The organism is Bacillus sp. FSL K6-3149 (assembly GCF_038630515.1).
In the GTDB taxonomy this organism is placed as follows: Bacteria; Bacillota; Bacilli; order Bacillales; family Bacillaceae; genus Bacillus; species Bacillus pumilus.
The window spans coordinates 2,765,304-2,784,894 of the sequence record NZ_CP152034.1 but is presented as its reverse complement, the minus strand read 5'-3'; the positions used below and the strand labels follow the sequence as shown (position 1 = coordinate 2,784,894).

General features: G+C 43.2%; 17 protein-coding genes. 12 read left to right on the top strand and 5 right to left on the bottom strand.

The genetic code is table 11. The features are described from left to right. Positions 1–16: 16 nt before the first annotated feature. Both MHB83_RS14040 and MHB83_RS14035 read left to right on the top strand, forming a co-directional pair. The gene (locus tag MHB83_RS14040; RefSeq protein ID WP_342496409.1) at positions 17–1,540 is read left to right on the top strand and encodes an acyl-CoA carboxylase subunit beta; all 1,524 of its coding nucleotides are present in this window, start codon (positions 17–19) and stop codon (positions 1,538–1,540) included. A gap of 12 nt (positions 1,541–1,552) precedes the next feature. Continuing rightward, complete coding sequence (locus MHB83_RS14035; protein WP_268460087.1) at positions 1,553–3,490, top strand: AMP-binding protein; 1,938 nt, start codon at positions 1,553–1,555, stop codon at positions 3,488–3,490. Between the two features lie 91 nt (positions 3,491–3,581). On the opposite strand, the gene cysI is transcribed toward MHB83_RS14035, so the two are convergent. Together cysI and MHB83_RS14025 are read right to left on the bottom strand one after the other, a co-directional pair. Beyond that, the gene (gene cysI, locus MHB83_RS14030) at positions 3,582–5,300 is read right to left on the bottom strand and encodes an assimilatory sulfite reductase (NADPH) hemoprotein subunit (RefSeq protein WP_050944839.1); all 1,719 of its coding nucleotides are present in this window, start codon (positions 5,298–5,300) and stop codon (positions 3,582–3,584) included. 37 nt (positions 5,301–5,337) lie between these two features. Next, complete coding sequence (locus MHB83_RS14025) at positions 5,338–7,158, bottom strand: assimilatory sulfite reductase (NADPH) flavoprotein subunit (protein ID WP_335356020.1); 1,821 nt, start codon at positions 7,156–7,158, stop codon at positions 5,338–5,340. A 273-nt stretch (positions 7,159–7,431) separates the two neighbouring features. On the opposite strand from MHB83_RS14025, the gene MHB83_RS14020 reads away from it, so the two are divergent. After that, positions 7,432–7,839, top strand: a complete 408-nt coding sequence (locus tag MHB83_RS14020) for a DUF3221 domain-containing protein (RefSeq protein WP_335356021.1) — start codon at positions 7,432–7,434, stop codon at positions 7,837–7,839. Positions 7,840–7,932: 93 nt separating this feature from the next. On the opposite strand, the gene MHB83_RS14015 is transcribed toward MHB83_RS14020, so the two are convergent. After that, positions 7,933–9,360 carry an aldehyde dehydrogenase family protein gene (locus MHB83_RS14015; protein WP_335356022.1) on the bottom strand — a complete coding sequence of 476 codons (1,428 nt, stop codon included), beginning with the start codon at positions 9,358–9,360 and terminating at the stop codon, positions 7,933–7,935. A 211-nt stretch (positions 9,361–9,571) separates the two neighbouring features. Between MHB83_RS14015 and MHB83_RS14010 the strand changes: the two genes are divergently transcribed. Genes MHB83_RS14010 through MHB83_RS14000 form a run of 3 tightly spaced genes read left to right on the top strand, consistent with a single transcriptional unit; the run spans position 9,572 to position 11,198 of the window. Further along, positions 9,572–9,997: a DMT family transporter gene (locus tag MHB83_RS14010; RefSeq protein WP_251190452.1), complete on the top strand. Its 426-nt coding sequence runs from the start codon at positions 9,572–9,574 to the stop codon at positions 9,995–9,997. 13 nt (positions 9,998–10,010) lie between these two features. Further along, positions 10,011–10,691 carry a Crp/Fnr family transcriptional regulator gene (locus tag MHB83_RS14005; RefSeq protein WP_335356023.1) on the top strand — a complete coding sequence of 227 codons (681 nt, stop codon included), beginning with the start codon at positions 10,011–10,013 and terminating at the stop codon, positions 10,689–10,691. Positions 10,692–10,712: 21 nt separating this feature from the next. Continuing rightward, positions 10,713–11,198, top strand: a complete 486-nt coding sequence (locus MHB83_RS14000; protein WP_212046647.1) for a DMT family transporter — start codon at positions 10,713–10,715, stop codon at positions 11,196–11,198. Positions 11,199–11,208: 10 nt separating this feature from the next. Here the strand turns inward: MHB83_RS14000 and MHB83_RS13995 are convergent, their stop codons facing one another. Then, entirely contained in the window at positions 11,209–12,615 is a 1,407-nt protein-coding gene (locus MHB83_RS13995) for a phospholipase D family protein (protein ID WP_335356024.1), read from the bottom strand. Between the two features lie 160 nt (positions 12,616–12,775). Here MHB83_RS13995 and MHB83_RS13990 point away from each other — a divergent pair, with 160 nt between their 5' ends. From MHB83_RS13990 to MHB83_RS13970, 5 genes are all read left to right on the top strand, one after another. Further along, positions 12,776–13,552 (top strand): MurR/RpiR family transcriptional regulator, encoded by a 777-nt coding sequence (locus tag MHB83_RS13990; RefSeq protein ID WP_003211946.1) that lies wholly within the window; start codon positions 12,776–12,778, stop codon positions 13,550–13,552. A 130-nt stretch (positions 13,553–13,682) separates the two neighbouring features. Beyond that, on the top strand, positions 13,683–14,597 hold the full coding sequence (gene pfkB, locus MHB83_RS13985) for a 1-phosphofructokinase (RefSeq protein WP_335356025.1): 915 nt from the start codon (positions 13,683–13,685) through the stop codon (positions 14,595–14,597). A gap of 12 nt (positions 14,598–14,609) precedes the next feature. Beyond that, positions 14,610–16,028 (top strand): PTS fructose transporter subunit IIBC, encoded by a 1,419-nt coding sequence (locus MHB83_RS13980; protein WP_335356026.1) that lies wholly within the window; start codon positions 14,610–14,612, stop codon positions 16,026–16,028. Positions 16,029–16,043: 15 nt separating this feature from the next. Then, positions 16,044–16,502 carry a fructose PTS transporter subunit IIA gene (locus MHB83_RS13975; RefSeq protein WP_003211874.1) on the top strand — a complete coding sequence of 153 codons (459 nt, stop codon included), beginning with the start codon at positions 16,044–16,046 and terminating at the stop codon, positions 16,500–16,502. A 2-nt stretch (positions 16,503–16,504) separates the two neighbouring features. Beyond that, the gene (locus tag MHB83_RS13970) at positions 16,505–17,374 is read left to right on the top strand and encodes a class II fructose-bisphosphate aldolase (protein ID WP_003210866.1); all 870 of its coding nucleotides are present in this window, start codon (positions 16,505–16,507) and stop codon (positions 17,372–17,374) included. Positions 17,375–17,413: 39 nt separating this feature from the next. Here the strand turns inward: MHB83_RS13970 and MHB83_RS13965 are convergent, their stop codons facing one another. Beyond that, positions 17,414–18,934, bottom strand: a complete 1,521-nt coding sequence (locus MHB83_RS13965; RefSeq protein ID WP_137055674.1) for an MDR family MFS transporter — start codon at positions 18,932–18,934, stop codon at positions 17,414–17,416. 170 nt (positions 18,935–19,104) lie between these two features. Between MHB83_RS13965 and MHB83_RS13960 the strand changes: the two genes are divergently transcribed. Beyond that, the gene (locus MHB83_RS13960) at positions 19,105–19,524 is read left to right on the top strand and encodes a MarR family transcriptional regulator (protein WP_050945458.1); all 420 of its coding nucleotides are present in this window, start codon (positions 19,105–19,107) and stop codon (positions 19,522–19,524) included. Positions 19,525–19,591 lie beyond the last annotated feature (67 nt).

Sequence of the window (19,591 nt, the reverse complement as noted above, 5' to 3'; positions counted from 1 at the left end):
AGAAAGGGGAATGGGTATGATTGAAGAATATGAAGTGAAAAAACAGCGGATTGTCAAAGGAGGAACTGAACGATACCATCAAAAAAACAAAGAAAAAGGAAAATTGTTCGTCCGTGACCGGCTCCAGTTGCTATTAGATCAGGGTTCGTTCATTGAGGATGCGATGTTTGCCGAGTGTAAAGATGAGCATTTACCAGCAGATGGTGTTGTTACAGGGACGGGGCGGATGAATGGGCAAACCGTATGCGTTATGGCCAATGATTCTACTGTCAAAGCTGGATCATGGGGCGTCAAAACGGTCGAAAAAATCATCAGAATCCAAGAAACAGCAGAAAAGCTCAACTGTCCAATGCTGTATTTAGTCGACTCTGCGGGTGCTAGAATCACCGATCAAATTGCGATGTTTCCAGGTAGAAGAGGAGCGGGACGCATTTTTTATAACCAAGTGAAGCTGTCTGGACGTATCCCGCAAGTTTGTTTACTATTTGGTCCTTCTGCGGCAGGAGGTGCTTACATTCCTGCTTTTTGTGACATCGTTGTGATGGTCGAAGGGAATGCCTCGATGTATTTAGGCTCTCCGAGAATGGCCGAAATGGTGATTGGAGAAAAAGTAACACTTGAAGAAATGGGCGGGGCAAACATGCACTGCAGCATATCAGGATGTGGTGATATTTTAGCCAAAACCGAGGAAGAAGCCATTCAAATCGCTCGCGACTATTTAACCTACATGCCTGCCAACTATACAGAAAAACCAAAACTGGCAGCCGGAAAAGCACCTAAAGCATCTGAGAGGACCATCCAAAACCTTATTCCTAAAGGGCAGAATACCCCTTTTGATATGTATCAGCTCATTGATTTACTCATTGATGAAGGATCATTTTTTGAAATCAAAAAACTGTTTGCCGCAGAGCTGATCACAGGCTTTGGCCGCATGAACGGACAGCCTGTCGGTCTTATCGCCAACCAGCCGAGGGTAAAAGGCGGGGTGCTGTTCCATGACTCAGCTGACAAAGCTGCCAAGTTTATTCAGCTATGTGACGCCTTTCATATCCCGCTCCTTTTCCTTGCGGATATACCGGGATTTATGATCGGAACAAAAGTGGAACAAGCTGGCATTATTAGGCACGGGGCGAAAATGATCTCCGCTATGTCAGAGGCAACCGTTCCGAAAATATCGGTCATTGTGCGTAAAGCATACGGTGCAGGTTTATATGCAATGGCAGGACCAGCGTTTGAACCAGACTGCTGTCTTGCTCTTCCATCAGCGCAAATTGCTGTCATGGGGCCAGAAGCGGCTGTAAATGCTGTCTATGCAAATAAGATTGCCGAATTGCCTGCTGAAGAGAAAGCTGCATTTATCCAAGAGAAACGCAAGGAATATCAAGAAGATATGAATATATATGAGCTTGCTTCTGAAATGATTGTCGACGGCGTCATCCCGTTCGACCACCTGCGAGATGAGCTTTGTCATCGATTACAAGCCTATTCCTCAAAAGAGATGACATTTACAAGACGAAAACATCCGGTCTATCCGGTCTAAGGGGGCAGCCTCATGATGAACCTGAAACCAGTATGGAAACCGGAAGAGCAAATGATCAAACAGACACGTCTTTACCAATGGATGCACTCACTTGGTTTTTCTACTTATGATGCATTCTACAAAGCTAGTATCGAGCGTACCGATTGGTTTTGGAGAGAAGCTGAAAAGGCGGTCGGTATCAAATGGAAGATGCCGTATGAAGCCGCATTAGGTCAAGATTCACTCATGTGGCCAAACTGGTATAAAGGCGGCCAACTCAACATAACCGAAACGGCCGTGGACAAATGGGCAGAGAACGAAGAAGCGCAGCATCAGCCAGCCGTGATTTGGAAAAACGAGATGGGCGAAGAGAGGAGATGGACGTATCTCGATCTTCAGGAAAAGGTGAATCGCCTCGCTGCTGGCTTTTTGAAGAATGGGCTTCAAAAAGGAGATGTGGCAGTCATTTATATGCCGATGCTTCCTGAAACGGTCGCTGTCATGCTAGCCTTTGCAAAAATTGGCGTTATCTTTAGCCCCGTCTTCTCTGGATATGGAAGCGAGCCTCTTGCCGTACGTATTCGTGCGTCAGGTGCAGCCATTGTCGTTACAGGCTCAGGCATGACGCGCCGCGGGAAGAAGATCAATATGCGGGAATGTGCAGCAGAAGCCATAGGCAAAACCACGACCGTCAAAACCGTTATTGTACACACTTCCTCTGACACTGAATATGAAGGAGATATTAGGTTAAACGATTTGTTAAAAGAAGACCCGATAAGTGAACCGACCTATCTCACAAATAAAGAGCCTCTCATGATCTTATACACTTCTGGAACGACTGGTACGCCAAAAGGAGCGGTCCATACACACGCAGGATTCCCTGTAAAAGCAGCTTTTGATGCCGGTCTTTGTATGGACGTTGCAAAAGGAGACCGCTTGTTTTGGCTCACAGACATGGGCTGGATGATGGGGCCATTTCTCGTCTTTGGCGGCTTGATCAATGGAGCTGCGATTGTTTTATATGACGGCGCACCCGATTATCCAGATGAACAGCACCTCTGGTCATTCATTCACAAGCAAAGGGTCACCCACTTTGGTCTTTCACCTACGTTTGTTCGATCCGCAATGCAGCAAGATCTTGCAAGTATAAAGCTGCCCCATGTCAAAGCCATCATATCTACAGGTGAGCCATGGAATGAAGCACCATGGCAATGGCTTTTTGATAAAATTGGTCATAAGCATATTCCAATTCTAAACTATTCGGGAGGAACAGAAGTCTCAGGCGGAATTGTAGGAAGTACGTTGCTTCGCCCAATTAAACCAGTCCTTTTTAATGCGGCGATTTTAGGAATGGCAGCTGATGTATATAATGAAGCAGGTGAGAGCGTCATAAATGAAGTAGGAGAGCTCGTTGTGAAAAAGCCATGGGTTGGCATGGCATGTGGGTTTTGGAAAGATCCTAAGCGTTATGAAGACACGTATTTCAAACGATTTGATGGGGTGTGGACACATGGTGACTGGGTGGTGCAATCAGAGGATGGCACGTTTCATATCACTGGCAGATCAGATGATGTCATTAATACAGCAGGAAAACGTGTCGGTCCAGCAGAAATTGAATCCATTCTTGTCGGACACCCAGCTGTACACGAGGCAGCTGTGATTGGGGTAAAGGATGAGGTGAAGGGGGAGGCACTCGTATGCTTCATCGTGAGCAGCCCGCAGTCTTGTGACGAATCAAAACTGATTCAAGAGCTCAAAACTCATGTTGGTTCATTTGCGGGAAAAGCGCTCACGCCAAAGGAAATTCATCTTATTTCAGCTTTACCGAAAACAAGAAACGGAAAAATCGTCCGGCGTTTATTAAAAGGAGCTTATGAACAGCAGCCTTCACCAGATCTTTCTTCTTTAGACAATCCTCATGTGTACAAAAGCATTTGCGAGTACTTAAAACGGAAACAGAACTGCGTGTAAACAAGAGCCCTCGCATCGGTGTTCAGATCTGCGTGCCGGTACTCGTTCTTCCTAGGGCTGAAAAAAAGACAGGAGAGTGTCCTGTCTTTTTCTATTGCACATGAAAATTCGTGCCATCTGTTGTTTCTTTGACAATCCCTGCCCGAACAACAAAATCACCGAAATGTTCTTGGTCTTCTCGTTCTTTTGCATAGCGGGGGAGAAGAGAGCCAAGCTCGTTTAAAATCTCTTCCTCACCAACATTTTCACGGTACAGCTTACTTAATCTGCTGCCATCAAACGCAGCGCCAAGATACATGTTGTATTTGCCAGGTGATTTGCCGATAAAACCAATTTCACCTAGCGCATGGCGGGCACAGCCATTTGGACAACCAGTCATACGAATCGTGATTTCTTTATCACTTAAGCCGTTTTCTTCAACAATCTCTTCAATTTTGTCAATCAAGCGCGGGAGGTAGCGTTCTGCTTCTGCCATTGCTAAGCCGCATGTTGGAAGAGAAACACAGGCCATTGAACTGCGGCGGAGTGCAGAGTGCTGCTGACCAGCTGATAAACCGAACTCCTGTATGAGCTGCTCGATTTGTTTCTTTTTATGAGAAGTGACATTTCCAATGATCAAATTTTGATTCGCTGTTAAGCGGAAGTCACCCGTATGAATTTTTGCGATTTCACGAATGCCCGTCATCAGCGGATAATCATCATAATCTGTGATACGTCCGCCTTCTACAAACATCGTATAATGCCATCTGCCATTGATGCCTTTTACCCAGCCATAGCGGTCCCCATTATGATCAAAGTGATAATCTCTTGCGCCTAAAAGGGCAAACCCGAGGCGGCGCTCCAGCTCTTCTTTTACATTCTCAAGACCAAGGCGGTCCACTGTATATTTAAAGCGGGCATTTTTTCGCACGGAACGGTTTCCGTAGTCACGCTGAATAGTAATCACTTGTTTCGCAATCTCTACAACCTGTTCCGGTGTACAAAAGCCAATTACTTTTGCAAGCTGAGGATAGGTCGCTGTATCACCATGAGTCATACCCATTCCGCCGCCAATTGCGACATTAAAGCCGATTAATTGCTCATTTTCGATGATCGCAATGAAGCCTAAATCCTGCGAAAAGACATCAATATCATTAGCAGGAGGGACCGCCACACCAATTTTGAATTTCCTTGGTAAATAAAGCGGGCCATACATCGGTTCAACTTCTGTATCTGGCGTTGCCGCAACCTTTTCCTCATCAAGCCAAATTTCGTGATACGCTCTTGTTTGCGGAAGCAGGTCATCACTTAATTTTTTCGCCAGCTCGTATACATCATGGTGCACTTCTGATTGATAGGGGTTTGATGTACACATGACATTCCGGTTCACGTCGCCGCAAGCAGCAATTGTATCAAGCATAGTAGAATGAATGTCTTGAATGGTTTTTTTCATATTCCATTTTAAAATACCGTGAAGCTGAAAGGTTTCACGAGTAGTCAGCTTTAACGTACCGTTTCCGTATGTGTGAGCAAGCTCATCCATCACTAGCCACTGCTTAGATGTGGCGATTCCGCCAGGCAGGCGTACGCGCAGCATAAATTGATAGGCAGGCTCAAGTTTTTGTTTCTGCCGTTCATTTCTGAGGTCCCGATCATCCTGTAAATAGCTGCCGTGATGCTTCATCAGGCGGTTGTCATCATCAGGAATTCCCGCTGAAATCGGATCAAGCATTACTTCTTTTAACGTACCCCGTAAATAATCACTTTTTTCTTTGATTTCTTCTACGTCGCTCGGAGGTCCATCCGGCGCTGTTAATGCTGTCTTCACCATGTAAGTAAAAGCTCCTTTCTTTCAAGCATCAAGTCCATTAATATACGTCGCGCTGATAGCGTTTTTGCTGCTGCAAGTTAGCTAGATAGCTTTCTGCTTTCTCTTTGCTCATCGCTCCTTCTTCTTGGATAATCGATAGAAGGGTACGATGCACATCATGCGCCATATGCTTTTCATCTCCGCAAACATATACATACGCACCTTGCTCCAGCCATTCGAATAATTCTTTACTTTGCTTCTTCATTTGATGCTGAACATATACTTTTTCGTCTGAATCTCTTGAAAAAGCCACATCCATTTTCGTTAAGACGCCATCTTTTAACCACTTTTGCCATTCGGTTTGATATAAGAAGTCCGTCACAAAGTGCTGATCGCCGAAGAATAACCACGACTTTCCGCTTGCACCGATTTCTTCTCGTTCCTGCATAAACGAACGGAAAGGGGCGATACCTGTACCTGGTCCCACCATAATGATCGGTGCATCAGGGTTTTCAGGAAGCTTAAAGTTTTGATTGTGCTGAATATAAACAGGCAGCGTGTCACCTGGCTCTAAGCGCTCTGCACATAGAATGGAGCAGACACCTTGACGTTCTCTCCCGTGCGCATCATATCTCACAGCACCGATCGTCAAATGAACCTCTTCTTCATTCGCTTTCAGGCTGCTTGCAATCGAATAAAGGCGGGCAGGAATTTTTCTTAAAATCGCAGTAAAGTCTGCGGCTGTTCCTTCAAAAGGACCGAAGTCGCGCGCAGCATCGACTAAATCTCTTCCTGCTAAATACGCTTTTAACTTTTCTTCATTTCCTTCTTCTAAAAGGGCATGAAGAGCTTCATTTTTCGTCAAGTCCGCCAACTTTTGAAGAAGAGGTTTTGTTAATACGGTAATCTCAAAATGTGAGGTAAGTGCTTCTTTTAAAGGAAGAGTGTCACCGTTTTTATGAACAGTTACGGCTTCGTCTGCATTCCATCCACATGTCGTGATCAGTTCATCAACAAGCGCAGGATCATTTGTTGGATAAATTCCAAGGCTGTCACCCGGTTCATACACAAGTCCTGATCCTTCTAGTGAAAGCTCCAAATGGCGGGTTTCTTTGTTCGAGCCGCGGCCATTTAGGTTGATATTTTCAAGAACTTCCGCATAAAAAGGATTCGTTCTTGAGTATTCAGTAGCTGCTGTTTGGTTGCTCTCTCCTGCTGATTCTTGCGGGAATGCTGCGGCTTCACCTTCGCTAAGTGACGATGTCACCCCTTGAAGCCATTCCGAAAACGGCTCATCATAATCAAGGTCACAATCCACTCGATCTGTCAGGCGCGTTCCGCCAAGCTCTTTGAAGCGTTCATCAAATTCTTTTCCAGTCTGACAGAAGAATTCGTAGGAGCTGTCGCCTAGCGATAAAACAGAAAAGCTTAAATGATCAAGCTTTGGCGCACGTCTGCCGTGGACATATTCATGGAAAGAAAGGGCATTATCAGGCGGATCTCCCTCGCCATGTGTGCTGACGATCATCAGTAAATTGTGTATTTTTTTCAGATTATTTGGTTTAAAATCTGACATAGAAGAGAGCGTCACTTGAAAACCTTTCTCCTCAAGATGCTGCGCTGTCTTTTTCGCTAATCCTTCAGAATTACCTGTTTGTGAGCCATAAATGACGGTCACATCTTTACTGACAGGCTGCGCAGGTACTGCGGCAGAAGGAGAAGGGGCTAGAGTAGCTGTTTCTGATCCGGTTAGAGCTGCCTGTGCTGATAAATAACCGGTAAGCCAAATTTTTTGTTGATCTGTTAAAGTCGGAAGCAGCTGATTAAGCAAGTCTGCCTGCTGCTGACTAAACGGACTGTTCAATACATGAAGTTGCAACGATATCCACCTCACAAGGAATATAAACATAGATTAATTCGATAGGAATTATATATATAGGTTCAATTTGAACTTTACCGAAAGTTTGCCATTAAGTAAAATATATAATATTGATTGTCATGATTAACATTTCTAATACCTTTACAAGGTAAATGAACTTGAGGGTAAATCGGTTTAACTGTATAAAGCATCTTAAGAAAAATGGGTCGTTTTGTTCTAAGAATGCTAGTATGAAGAAGCGAACGCAAAGAATTGAAAAGGGGTGAATGAAATTTGATACAGCTAAAGTTTAAAAAAATAAAATGTTTTCGGCTTGTCATCTTGATTTTTCTCATTTTATTAGTAGCGTGCAATTCTCCGAAGGGAAATATAAAGGATTCATACAATCAGAATAAAACAACAGCACCTTTTTCAAAAAAAGGCATACTGCTATGTAAAGAGGAGACGAGTTTACTTCTTATAAACAATAAAACGCCCCTAAAAAGCGATGATTCATTAAATACTCATCTACTTATTGATAAGTATAAAAATGATCTCATCATTATCGATTTAACGAAAGTAGATTCTAAAGAACTGTCACAGGGGCAAACGATTGAGATTTGGTTTGATGAGTTACAAGAATCGTTTCCTCCAAAAGCAACCGTCGAAAAATACAAAATCATTATGGATAAGAATAAATAAGAGAGTAGTAAGCAGTTCTTAAAATTCGAAATGGGTTCTTATTGATTAAATAAAAAGGGGAGAAAAACCCTAGAGTTTTCCCCCCTTCTCGATTTATGCAGTTGGTAACCCCATCACAGCTTTCACTTCTAAATATTCCTCGATGCCGAAGTCTCCCCATTCTCTTCCGATACCTGATTGCTTGAAGCCGCCAAATGGGGCAAAGTAATCTGTTTCGGCATTGTTAATGGTGATTTGGCCAGCACGAATATGTTCAGCGACATATTTTAATGTTTTTTCATCTTTTCCAACAACATACCCAGCAAGGCCATACACTGTATCATTGGCGATCTCAAGGGCATGATCCAGGTCCTGATACGTGATGACACTCATGACCGGTCCAAAAATTTCTTCTTGTGCAATGGCCATGTCATTTTTCACATTGGTGAAAATGGTATGCTTGGCGAAATATCCTTTATCGATTCCGTCTGGCTTTCCAGTTCCCCCAGCAAGAAGGGTAGCACCTTCTTCGATTCCTTTTTCAATATAAGATTGCACGGTATCCCATTGCTTTTTAGATACAAGCGGGCCTGTAGCATGATCTTCTCTCGGATCACCCACTGTAAACTTCGGCAGGGCGTTCAGCAGCGCTTTTTCAAACTTGTCTTTCATTGATTCTGGAATAAGCACACGCGTAGCTGCAGAACACACTTGACCTGTATTCATCGCAATATGATGAACAGCGGTTTCTGCTGCTACATCCACATCTGCATCATCTAAGACGATAAGAGGGGATTTCCCGCCAAGCTCAAGAGCCACTTTCTTCACATTGTCCGCCGCGTTTTCCATAATTTTAGAGCCGACGGCACCTGATCCGGTAAATGAAACAAAGTCAATATCAGGATGTGAGCTAATGCCGTCACCAATCACGTCACCCGTTCCGTTTACTAAGTTGAAGACTCCTTTCGGTACACCAGCTTCATCCATAATTTCTGCAAGAATCATCGCAGCAAATGGTGTAATTTCCGCTGGCTTTAAGACAACTGGTGAGCCTGCCGCAATGGCACCTGCGATTTTAAGAGATGTCTGATTCGTTGGGAAGTTCCACGGTGTAATCAATCCGCTGACGCCAATCGCTTCTTTTATAATGGTATGTCCGCCGCGGTCCTCTGTAAATGTATAAGATTTAAGTGCTTCCGCTGCTTTAGAAAAATGTTCATAGCCCATTTTGTAATGAACTTCTTCGGATACTTTTAGCGGTGCACCAAGCTCTTGTGTCATCACTTCTACAAGTTCATCTTTGCGTTTTTCGTAGCCGCGCACAATGTTTTCCAGCATCTTCACTCGGTCATTTCGAGATGTTTTGGAGAAAGAAGGGAAGGCGGCACGAGCTGCTTTCACTGCCTTATCTAAATCTTCTTTTGTTCCTAAGCTAATGGTGCCAATGACTTCCTCTGTCGCAGGGTTGATGACCTCTGTCGTTTCGTTTCCTGTTGATGCAATCCATTCTCCGTTTATAAAATGTTTCTCTTGATTTCTCATTCTGACATGTCTCCTTTTTGTATATGATTCATTCAATATTCTGTTTTCAGCTGATATAAAACTGTACCCACTGTGAAAAATCTAAAACGAACAAACTGCAAAAGAAAAAGTTTCTGATATAATACGCAAAGTGGGACATATGTCCTTTTCAACCGGCAGGCATGTATCATTTAATGGAACTAGACTGAAAAAAGAAGGAGCTTTTGAACGAATGAAAGGTGTTATTTTCGCTTTATTAGGAGGCGCTTGTATTACACTACAAGGCGTAGCCAACGCAAGAATTAGCCAGGATATCGGCACATGGCAGGCAGCCACCATCACGCAGCTGACCGGCTTTATCATCTCGCTCGTCATTTTACTCATCGTACGAGACGGACACTTTAGCGAATATCGAAAGGTGCAGCCACTTTATTTAATAGGCGGCGCATTTGCAGCGATTATTATTTTTAATGAAGTCACCGCGATTCAAATCATCGGTGTGACACTCACTATCGCAGCTTTACTCATTGCACAGCTTGCTTTTACCTTTGCAATCGATGCAAAAGGATGGTTTGGTGTTCAGAAAAAGAAAATGAAATGGCCACATTACGCAGGAATTTTATTGATGGTCACAGGCGTGATCATTTTAAAACTATAAAGGAGGGCGACAGATGGAGGAGCTTCAAGATGAGTCTCTTTTTGCCTCATATATGAAGGCACATCAATTAGAAAGTGTCTTTCATCAAAAGCTCATATCACACGTAAGTTTGTGGCGCTATGAGCAAGGGGAGCTCGTTTGTTCAAAAGGGGATAAGAGGGAGTACCTGTACTTGTTAGTGAAAGGAAAATTAAAGATTTTCACGACCACAAAGGAAGGGAAAACCTTTATTCTTAGCTTTAAACATCCCCTTGAAGCGATTGGAGATATCGAATACGTTCAGCAGACGGACATGGTCAATACAGTCGAAGCGGTCACAGAAGTACATATGTTAAGGATTTCTCATCAAGCGCTCATGCGCCATGCGAAGGATGACCCGCGCATGCTAACCTTTCTGCTAAAAGGGATCACAAACAAATTTTATACAAAATCAAACGATTTGAGTTTCCACCTGTTATATCCTGTGGAGGTCAGGCTTGCAAGCTACTTATTGTCTGTTGTCACAGATGACGACAGCGCGAGCGCCCTTCGTCTCACTGATGCGGCAAGCTTAATCGGTACAAGCTACCGTCATATTAACCGAGTCATTCAGCATTTCTGTGAAAAAGGACTGATAGAAAGGCAGAGAGGAAAGATTACGATTTGTGACCGCAAAGGGCTCCTAGAAATAGCCGAGCACAACATTTATGAATAGAAGAAATGAAGGGATTTATATATGATCATAGGAATAGTATTAGCCATCACGGCTGGCGCACTCGTCAGCTTACAAACCATTTTTAACAGTAAGGTCAATGAGCAGACAGGCTCTTGGTCAACGACAACCCTCGTTCTTGGAATGGGCTTTATTGCTTCACTCCTGATGGGGCTCTTACTAGAGGGGACTGGCATGTTTCGATTAAGACATATGGAAGCATGGTACTGGATCAGCGGGGCCATTGGGGTAGGAGTGGTCATTTGTCTTGTTCAAAGTATCAAACGTCTTGGACCGACTTATGGCATCTCGATTGTCCTCACGTCACAGCTCGGCTGCGCGCTTTTGTTTGATTCGCTTGGCTGGCTTGGGTTAGAAAAAGTAGAATTCTCTTTGACAAAACTTTTAGGTGTTATTGTGATTGTTGCTGGAATCTTGGTGTTTAAATTGACCAAATTGGAGTCAGCTGAAGAGCAGCAATCGCAAGAAAAAGGGCTGCCACAGGAGTAGCTGCCCTACTTTAAATCAATCTCCTCCATAAAATCGTTATTGCGGATAATCCATTTAAAAGGAGCCTTTTCATCAAAGGCTTTTTTTTCTGTCCATAAGCGCTCGTCTGGTAGACAGTTCGATCTTTAGCAACGAGATAACTATAGGCGATTTTTCGTTCAATTGTTTGCGTAAGTGATAACGCAAACGGGGCACTGTCAATGACCAAAATGGACTCTGTGTTTAAAAAACTAGACCTCGCATCTAAGTTATATGTCCCAATAATACTCAGGTAATCATCAATCACCATTGATTTCGCATGAATCGAATATGGACCTTCGTATTCATACAAATGAACGCCTGTTTTCATCAATTCCTTTTTTGTACTTAAATATCCAGCAAAGGCTAATGGATTTGGCGTCGCCGTAAGTGAATTCGTCACCACGGTCGTCTGGATATCACTAGGTAAGGGAGTGAGTCCGGCTTTCATTGGGCGCGTTGGGATGACATAAGGCGTCTGGATGAGCACAGAACGCTTTGCCCGGTGCGCAAGATCGTTCAGTTTTTTCAGCACAAGTGGTCGCTTATTAAAGCGTTCCACAGGATTTGTGAAAAAGGCAATCTGTTTCACAGAAGTGGTATCTGCTGCCCAGTTAAAGGACGACATCACAAAAGGTTCTTTCGTGCGCATGGCTTCTTGATAGGATCTGAGCAGCTGTTTTCTTAGTTTTAGCCCTTTTTTCGCTTTTGGCTTAGAGAACACATCTTTTGTTCTTTTTGTAAAATCATGATTCCATAGATAAACGAAATATTGCTCCATTTCATCTAATACTTTTCCCTTTTTGGGGTTATAGAGCAGCACATCACGGTCAAAAGCAAAGTCTTTCGGCGGCTGGTCTGCAAAGTATTTATCACCGATATTTCTTCCGCCCATCACAGCCACTCGGCCATCTGCTAGTAGCAGCTTATCGTGTAGCCGATTATGCCACGTCCATGGCTTCAACAAACGAAAGGGCTCATAAAAACGAATCGACATGTTCGGATGATTTGCTACCGCATAGCGCAAATGCTTTAGCGGACCGCGCAAACTGTGACAGATGCCATCTAACAACAGCTGCACTTTCACACCTCGATCAGCTGCTTCAATTAAAGCACCTAGTATCCATTCGGCTGTTTTTCCCTTTTGAATGGAATAGTAACTGAGGCGGATCACCTTCTTTGCCTCACGAATCATTTGAATCCTCACCTGACCAGATTCAAACCCGTCGTCAAGAAGCATCACTTGATTTGTCCCCTGATCGTCTCCTGAGATAGAAGAGGCTTTATAAATGCAATGTTCTTTGCATGTTTTTCGTATCGGTAAATAAAACAAAACAAATGCGGTCAAAAATACATAGACGACATAAAGAAGGATGAGATAAAACAAAAGATGAAGCATCATGATCAGCTCCTTTCACACAGACACAACTTTTCCTTAGTGTATGTCAAAAATGAAATTTCACTCATTTTGGCTTTTTTAAAAAAATACATGACAAAAGAATCAACTTGTTTTTATTGGGCATTTAATTATAGTATGAAATGAGTAAGGGGGAATCGAATTGAATGAACCACTATTTAACATTCCAAGCGAAGTGTATCAAACGCTAAGTGAAACAGAACGTTATTTACTCCATTATATTCACCAGCATTTAGAGGATATTTCCACCTTATCCATCGTCACATTGAGTGAAAGAGCGAATGTGTCGACAGCCACAATTGTCAGACTGATGAAAAAAATTGGCTACAACGGCTATACATCCTTTAAATATCGATTGAAACAAGAAAAGAAAATGACCGATGCAAGTGATCAGCTCAAAAACATTGATGAAGACATTAAACTAGCGATTCGGAAAAATGAAGAAGAGGTTTTAAAGACGATCCAGCTGCAAAGTATTGGGCAAATTGAAGATGCCGTTCAAAAAATACATAATGCGGACAAAATTTATATTTTCGGCAGAGGCTTCTCAGAGATGATTGCCAAAGAAATGACCATCAAATTACAGCTCATCGGAAAAACATGCGAAGTACATGACGATCCGAATATCATTCGGCTGAAATCGAGAGACATCAGTAAAAACGAACTTGCGATCTTTGTTTCATTAAATGGCGAAACAGCGGAGCTCGTTGAAGCGTGTCAAAACCTTAGCATGAAGCAAGTCACGACCATTACCGTCACCACAAGAATAGATTCTACATTAAGTAAAATATCAGATATGACTCTAGTCGGATATAAAGGCGAACAATCTTTCTTCCCAGATTATGAGGTCAGATCGCGCCTGTCTCTTCATGTCATTGCCCGCATTTTACTAGATGCCTACGTGATTCGAATGAAATAACCGATAAAGAAGCCTTCGAGACTTTGATCTAGAAGGCTTTTTATCATGAAAACCTTTACACAATCTGAAAACATTTTCACTCCTGCGTATGAGATACTTTCTTTAGAGAAAAGAAAGAAGGTGAAACCAATTGATTTATACCTGCACCTTAAATCCTGCTATTGACCTATATATTGCATTAAAAGAAATGAAGGCAAATGCAGTCAACCGCACGGAAGATGAAGATTATCAGCCGAACGGCAAGGGAGTCAATGTCTCCATTATGCTAAAGAAATATGGATTCACCAGCACTGCATTAGGATTTATTGCTGGGTTTTCAGGCTCTTATATTGAACAATCCTTAAAGGACCTTTCCATTCAAACCGATTTTATCTCAGTTGAAGGAATTACACGCATTAATGTTTTTATTAATACGACAGAAGAATACAAGCTCGTGAACCAAGGACCTGCGATTGAAGAAAAAGCACTTCACGCCTTTCGTGAAAAAATAGCGGCCATTCCGCAGGGGGACATCCTGATCATGTCAGGCAGCCTGCCAAAGGGCATACCAGCCAGCATTTTTTCAGAAGTAGCAGCTATTTGTCATAAGCACAACGTCAAGTTTATTTTAGACACAAGCTCCGCAGCAGTTCTTGAGACGCTTCAATACAAGCCGTATTTATTAAAACCGAATGAAGAAGAAATCGCTGCTTTTTTCGGCAAAACACAGCCTATGTCAGAAAAAGAACTCATTCAATCAGGAGAAAAGCTCATTGAGATGGGTGCAGAGCAAGTGCTTATTTCCCGCGGGGGAGAAGGGGCTTTGTTCATTACAAAAGACGCCGTCTTAAAAGGAAACGCACCGACAGGCACTGTAGTAAATACAGCTTGCTCTGGAGATGCGATGCTCGCAGCCTTTCTTAGTAAACAGCTTGAGGGTCATTCACCTGAAGAGTGCTTACGTTACGGCATTGCAACAGGGGCATCTACTGCATTTTCTAAAGGCTTAAGTGATTTACATGACATTCATTCATTAATTGATCAAGTACACATTGACAAGATATAAGGGGGAATAGACATGAGCCGCAAAAAAATTGTCGCTGCAACTGGCTGTCCAACAGGCATTGCACACACATTTATGGCAGCTGAGGCATTAAAAATAGCTGCTGAGCAACTAGGGGTCGACATCAAAGTTGAAACGCACGGTCAAGTAGGAATTGAAAACGCTTTAACCGATCAAGACATTCTGGAGGCCGATGGGGTCATTGTCGCAGCTGACAAAGATGTGAATACAGATCGTTTTCATGGCAAACCACTGATTGAAGTGCCTGTAGCGAAGGGTATCCGCACGCCAAATGAACTGATCCAAGGCATTATCAATGGAGAAGCTCCCGTTCATCAAGTGAAAGGAAGAGCTACTGGAACAGAAAAAACATCTGCTTCTTCTTCACCAGCTCAACAAAAGTCGGCGAATAAGTGGATACACACCATCTACAAACATTTAATGAACGGTGTATCACACATGCTTCCATTTGTTGTTGGAGGCGGGGTCTTAATTGCTTTATCTTTTCTATTCGGTATTTACTCAGCTGATCCTCAGCATGAAACGTATCATCCGTTTGCTGCCTACTTGAAAAACATTGGCGGACTCGGCTTTAGCTTAATGGTGCCTATTTTAGCAGCATTTATCGCTGATTCAATCGCCAGACGCCCAGGGATGGTTGTCGGATTTATCGGCGGCCTGCTTGCAAACGATGGAGGTGCTGGATTCTTAGGTGGTATTATCGCAGGTTTTGCAGCAGGGTATATCATCGTACTCCTTCAATTCCTGCTTCAAAAATTACCTGCATCACTTGACGGATTAAAATCAATCTTCATCTATCCTGTCATCGGTATTTTCTTAATTGGGGCTGTGATGACACCTCTATTAGTACCAATCACGGGGCTAAATAATTCATTAATGGATTTTCTCTCAGCTGTTCAATCCACGAATCCGCTGCTCTTAGGTTTAATTGTTGGAGCGATGTGTGGATTTGACATGGGAGGACCTTTTAACAAAGCAGCCTATGTCACAGGAACGGCTTTACTTGCAGAAGGTAACCTTTACTTCATGGCAGGTGTGTCAGCAGCATGTATCACACCACCGCTTATCATTGCGATTGCCACAACGATTTTCCGAAAACATTTCACACCGCAGGAACGAAATGCAGGGGCCATCAACTATATTCTAGGAGCGACACATATAACAGAAGGGGCCATCCCATTTGCGGCAAAGAACCCGATCGTTGTTCTGCCAATTATCATGTTTGGTTCCGCCATCTCTGCTATATTGACGTATCTCTTTGGCGTACAGGTTCCAGCTCCGCATGGCGGGTTCCTTGTCCTTCCAGTCGTCACAGGCGCATTCCAGTGGGTACTATCCATACTGATCGGATCACTTGTAGGTGCCATTCTATACGGACTTTATCGTAAAAAAATAGACAAACCCGCAGTTTAATAGGGAGGAAGAGAAATGATGGAACATATTTATATGAATCTTCATGAAACCGCGTCGTCACAGGCTGGCGTTTTCGCAGCCATTGCTGATATTGCCTACAAAGCAGGTATTTGTACATCACCAGAGGATGTTAAAAAAGGCTTAGCGGAAAGAGAAGCACTGAGCACAACTGGATTTCAAGATGGATTTGCGATTCCGCATACACAAACAGACGCCATCACAAAACCAGCACTCGTGATCGTCCGCACGGAAACAGGCATTGAATGGGACGCTTTTGATGGGAAGCCATGCTTTTTCTTCTTATCCTTACTGATCCCCAAAAGTGAAGCAGGGACCACTCATCTAAAGGCTCTTTCTGCCCTTTCACGAGGATTAATGGATGAAGCGAAACGACAAAAGCTACTGGAAACAAGAACAAATGAAGAGATGCTAACTGTATTAGAAACAGATATTTTAACGAGAGAGGATGTTTGATCATGCCTTTACTATCCACAACACCAATGCTTGAGACTGCGAAAAAAGAAAAATACGGAATCGTTGCATTCAATGTACATTCCTTTGACAGCATTTATTGGGTGCTCGAAACGGCCGCAGAATTAAAGTCACCTGTCATTTTGCAAACAACGGTTGGAACCGTTCAATCTCTTGGAGCAAAAGCGATTGCAGATACAGTCAAAGCGGCGGCTGATCAATATCAAATCCCAATCGGTCTGCACCTCGATCACTGTACGGATTTTGATGTGATTCTCACCTGTATCAGGGCGGGATATACATCCGTCATGATCGATGCATCGATGCATTCATATGAAGAAAATGTTCGCCGTACAAAAGAAGTGGTGGACCTCGCATTAAAAGTAGGGGTGAACGTTGAAGCTGAACTAGGCAAGGTGGGCGGCGTAGAGGATGATATCGTTGTCGATGAAAAGGATGCTGAAAAAGCCATTCCATCAGAATGCCGTCAATTTGTAGAAGAAACTGGGGTACCAACTTTAGCACCTGCAATTGGTACCGCACATGGCATTTATAAAGGGGTTCCGGATATTGATTTTGACCGCATTGAACAAATTGCATCACTGGTCGATGTTCCCCTTGTGCTGCACGGGGGTTCCGCTGTACCGGATGAAGACGTCAGACGATGTGTGGCACTTGGTATGGCAAAGGTCAATGTCTCAACTGAATTAAAAAATGCGTACTCTGAAGCCATTCGTGATCATTTCTCAAACGAACCGGAAAGCTTAGATCCACGGATGTATTTACAAAAAGCTAAACAAGCAGCAAAAGATATGGTCACATCGAAAATACGGATCGTTGGCAGTGAGGGCAAAGCCCATCCTCTATATCAGTGAAACAAAAAAGCAGAGCCGCTTAAGCTCTGCTTTTTCACATTATTCGCTTTCTTTCATTTCATTTGATGTGCGCACCCGTGCATTTCCCATAAACAGGACCGTAATCGCTGCAAGGGCAATAGGGAATAACGCAATCAAAAATACGTACGTGATACTTTGTGACATCGCATCGATGACTTTATTTAAAATATCAGGCGGAATTTGTGAACGGGCACCTTCTTGGAAAATGGCCTGTGGATCGCCTATTTGAGAAGGGACTCCTTTCATTCCGCTAAAGGCATCTGCTAAGCGATTCGATAGGACATTGGTTTGAATCGTCCCAAAAATCGTGACACCAAGTGTCATCCCAAGTGATCTCATAAATGAATTGGTCGAGTTTGCACTGCCTCGGTAACGAGGGGCAAGATCATTCATTGAAGCTGACGGCAGAAGGGAGAAGCTGAAGCCGACACCAAAGCCTGATATCATCATAAAGATTGTGAGCCACAGTCTAGCTGTATCTGGTGACATATTGGCAAGCAGCAGCATCCCCGCGAAAAATGAAATGACAGAGATCGTCATAAGACGTCTGAAAGGCACTTTCGTCTGCATCGTTCCGCCAATCATACTGCCAATGACAGACCCTATCATCATCGGTGTTAAAATGAATCCTGCACTTGTCGCTGATTCACCGTACACCGCCTGGACAAAAATAGGAATGAAGACGGCAAGAATAATAAATGTTCCGCCATATAAAAACGCCAAAATTTGAGATGTCGCAAATAAACGATTTTTAAACATCCAAAATGAAATAATCGGTTCCTCCGCTTTACGCTCAACAATAAAGAAGATGGTACCAAACACAACAAACACGGCAAAAAGTGTGAGGATTTGCACCGAATCCCATGCATAGGATTTACCGCCAAGCTCAAGAGCGAACATCAAGCTGACAACCGCCACGACAAGTGTAATAGCACCTGACCAGTCAATTTTCTGCTTGCGATGTTCTAGTGATTCATGATAGTATCTGGCGATCAAGAACACACTAACAATACCAATTGGCACGTTAATATAGAAAACCCAATGCCAGCCGATTGAATCTGTGATAATAGCTCCTAATAGTGGTCCTAGTACACTCGATAAACCAAACACTGCACCAAACATACCGGACATTTTCCCGCGTTTTTCAGGCGGGAAGATATCAAAGATGATCGTAAACGCGATCGGAAGAAGGGCACCGCCTCCAAGCCCTTGAATGGCTCGGTAAATAATGAGCTGATCCATCGTTTGTGCGATACCGCAAAGCGCAGATCCAATTAAAAAGAAAATAAGTCCAAACAGAAAAAAACGCTTTCGACCATACATATCAGAAAGCTTTCCGTAAATCGGCATTCCAGCCATTACTGCCACCATATAAGAAGCCGTCACCCAAGCAAATTTATCAAAACTGCCCAAATCTGCTACGATGCTTCCCATTGCTGTTGCAACAATGGTATTGTCCATCGCCGCCATAAAAATTCCTAACAGCAAACCGATGACAACTAAGCGAGTGGATGCCTTGCCTTTATCCACATGATTCATTTCATTTACCTCCTGCTTACGTTCTCTCCTTATTTTTGCTATGATCAACTTAAATATAAAGTAAGAGAACATTTATCTTGATGATCAAGATAAATTGATTTTAAAGGGAGGAGAACAAGTTGTCAATAAAGAACGACGCAGAAGACAGAGCAGACCTGATCATCCATACAATGAGGCGCCTCGCCACACGAACGGTTTTATTCCACCAAGCGGCCGCACAATCGCTTGGCCTTTTCCCAACAGACCTCAAATCAGCCGATTTATTAAACGAACTCGGTCCTCTCACAGCAGGAGAATTAAGTGAAAAAACAGGTCTTAGCTCAGGTGCGGTCACAGCTCTGATTGACCGCCTTGAAAAAGCAGGCTACGCCAAAAGAGAAAAGGACCCAAAAGACAAACGAAGAGTCATCATCGTTCCATTAACAGCAGGGAAATCACAGGTAAAAGAACTCTTTCGATCCTTATCGGCATCAACAAAACAGCTTACAAACGAATACAAACGAGAAGAATTAGACTTAATTATTCAATTTATTACCGAAGCAGCAGATATTATGGATCAAGAGCTGCAATTACTTAAGTCTAAATCGTAAGAGAGCACACTGTTGCGGGTGTGCTTTTTCTATGAGCTGTTCAAATAAGATAATAAAAATTTGCAGA

Excerpts from the sequence above, each read along its gene's own strand:
- MHB83_RS14040 (WP_342496409.1), top strand. The coding sequence starts at position 17 with ATGATTGAAGAATATGAAGTGAAAAAACAGCGGATTGTCAAAGGAGGA.
- MHB83_RS14035 (WP_268460087.1), top strand. The coding sequence starts at position 1,553 with ATGATGAACCTGAAACCAGTATGGAAACCGGAAGAGCAAATGATCAAA.
- cysI (WP_050944839.1), bottom strand. The coding sequence starts at position 5,300 with ATGGTGAAGACAGCATTAACAGCGCCGGATGGACCTCCGAGCGACGTA.
- MHB83_RS14015 (WP_335356022.1), bottom strand. The coding sequence starts at position 9,360 with ATGAGAAATCAAGAGAAACATTTTATAAACGGAGAATGGATTGCATCA.
- MHB83_RS14010 (WP_251190452.1), top strand. The coding sequence starts at position 9,572 with ATGAAAGGTGTTATTTTCGCTTTATTAGGAGGCGCTTGTATTACACTA.
- MHB83_RS14005 (WP_335356023.1), top strand. The coding sequence starts at position 10,011 with ATGGAGGAGCTTCAAGATGAGTCTCTTTTTGCCTCATATATGAAGGCA.
- MHB83_RS14000 (WP_212046647.1), top strand. The coding sequence starts at position 10,713 with ATGATCATAGGAATAGTATTAGCCATCACGGCTGGCGCACTCGTCAGC.
- MHB83_RS13995 (WP_335356024.1), bottom strand. The coding sequence starts at position 12,615 with ATGCTTCATCTTTTGTTTTATCTCATCCTTCTTTATGTCGTCTATGTA.
- MHB83_RS13980 (WP_335356026.1), top strand. The coding sequence starts at position 14,610 with ATGAGCCGCAAAAAAATTGTCGCTGCAACTGGCTGTCCAACAGGCATT.
- MHB83_RS13975 (WP_003211874.1), top strand. The coding sequence starts at position 16,044 with ATGATGGAACATATTTATATGAATCTTCATGAAACCGCGTCGTCACAG.
- MHB83_RS13970 (WP_003210866.1), top strand. The coding sequence starts at position 16,505 with ATGCCTTTACTATCCACAACACCAATGCTTGAGACTGCGAAAAAAGAA.
- MHB83_RS13965 (WP_137055674.1), bottom strand. The coding sequence starts at position 18,934 with ATGAATCATGTGGATAAAGGCAAGGCATCCACTCGCTTAGTTGTCATC.
- MHB83_RS13960 (WP_050945458.1), top strand. The coding sequence starts at position 19,105 with ATGAGGCGCCTCGCCACACGAACGGTTTTATTCCACCAAGCGGCCGCA.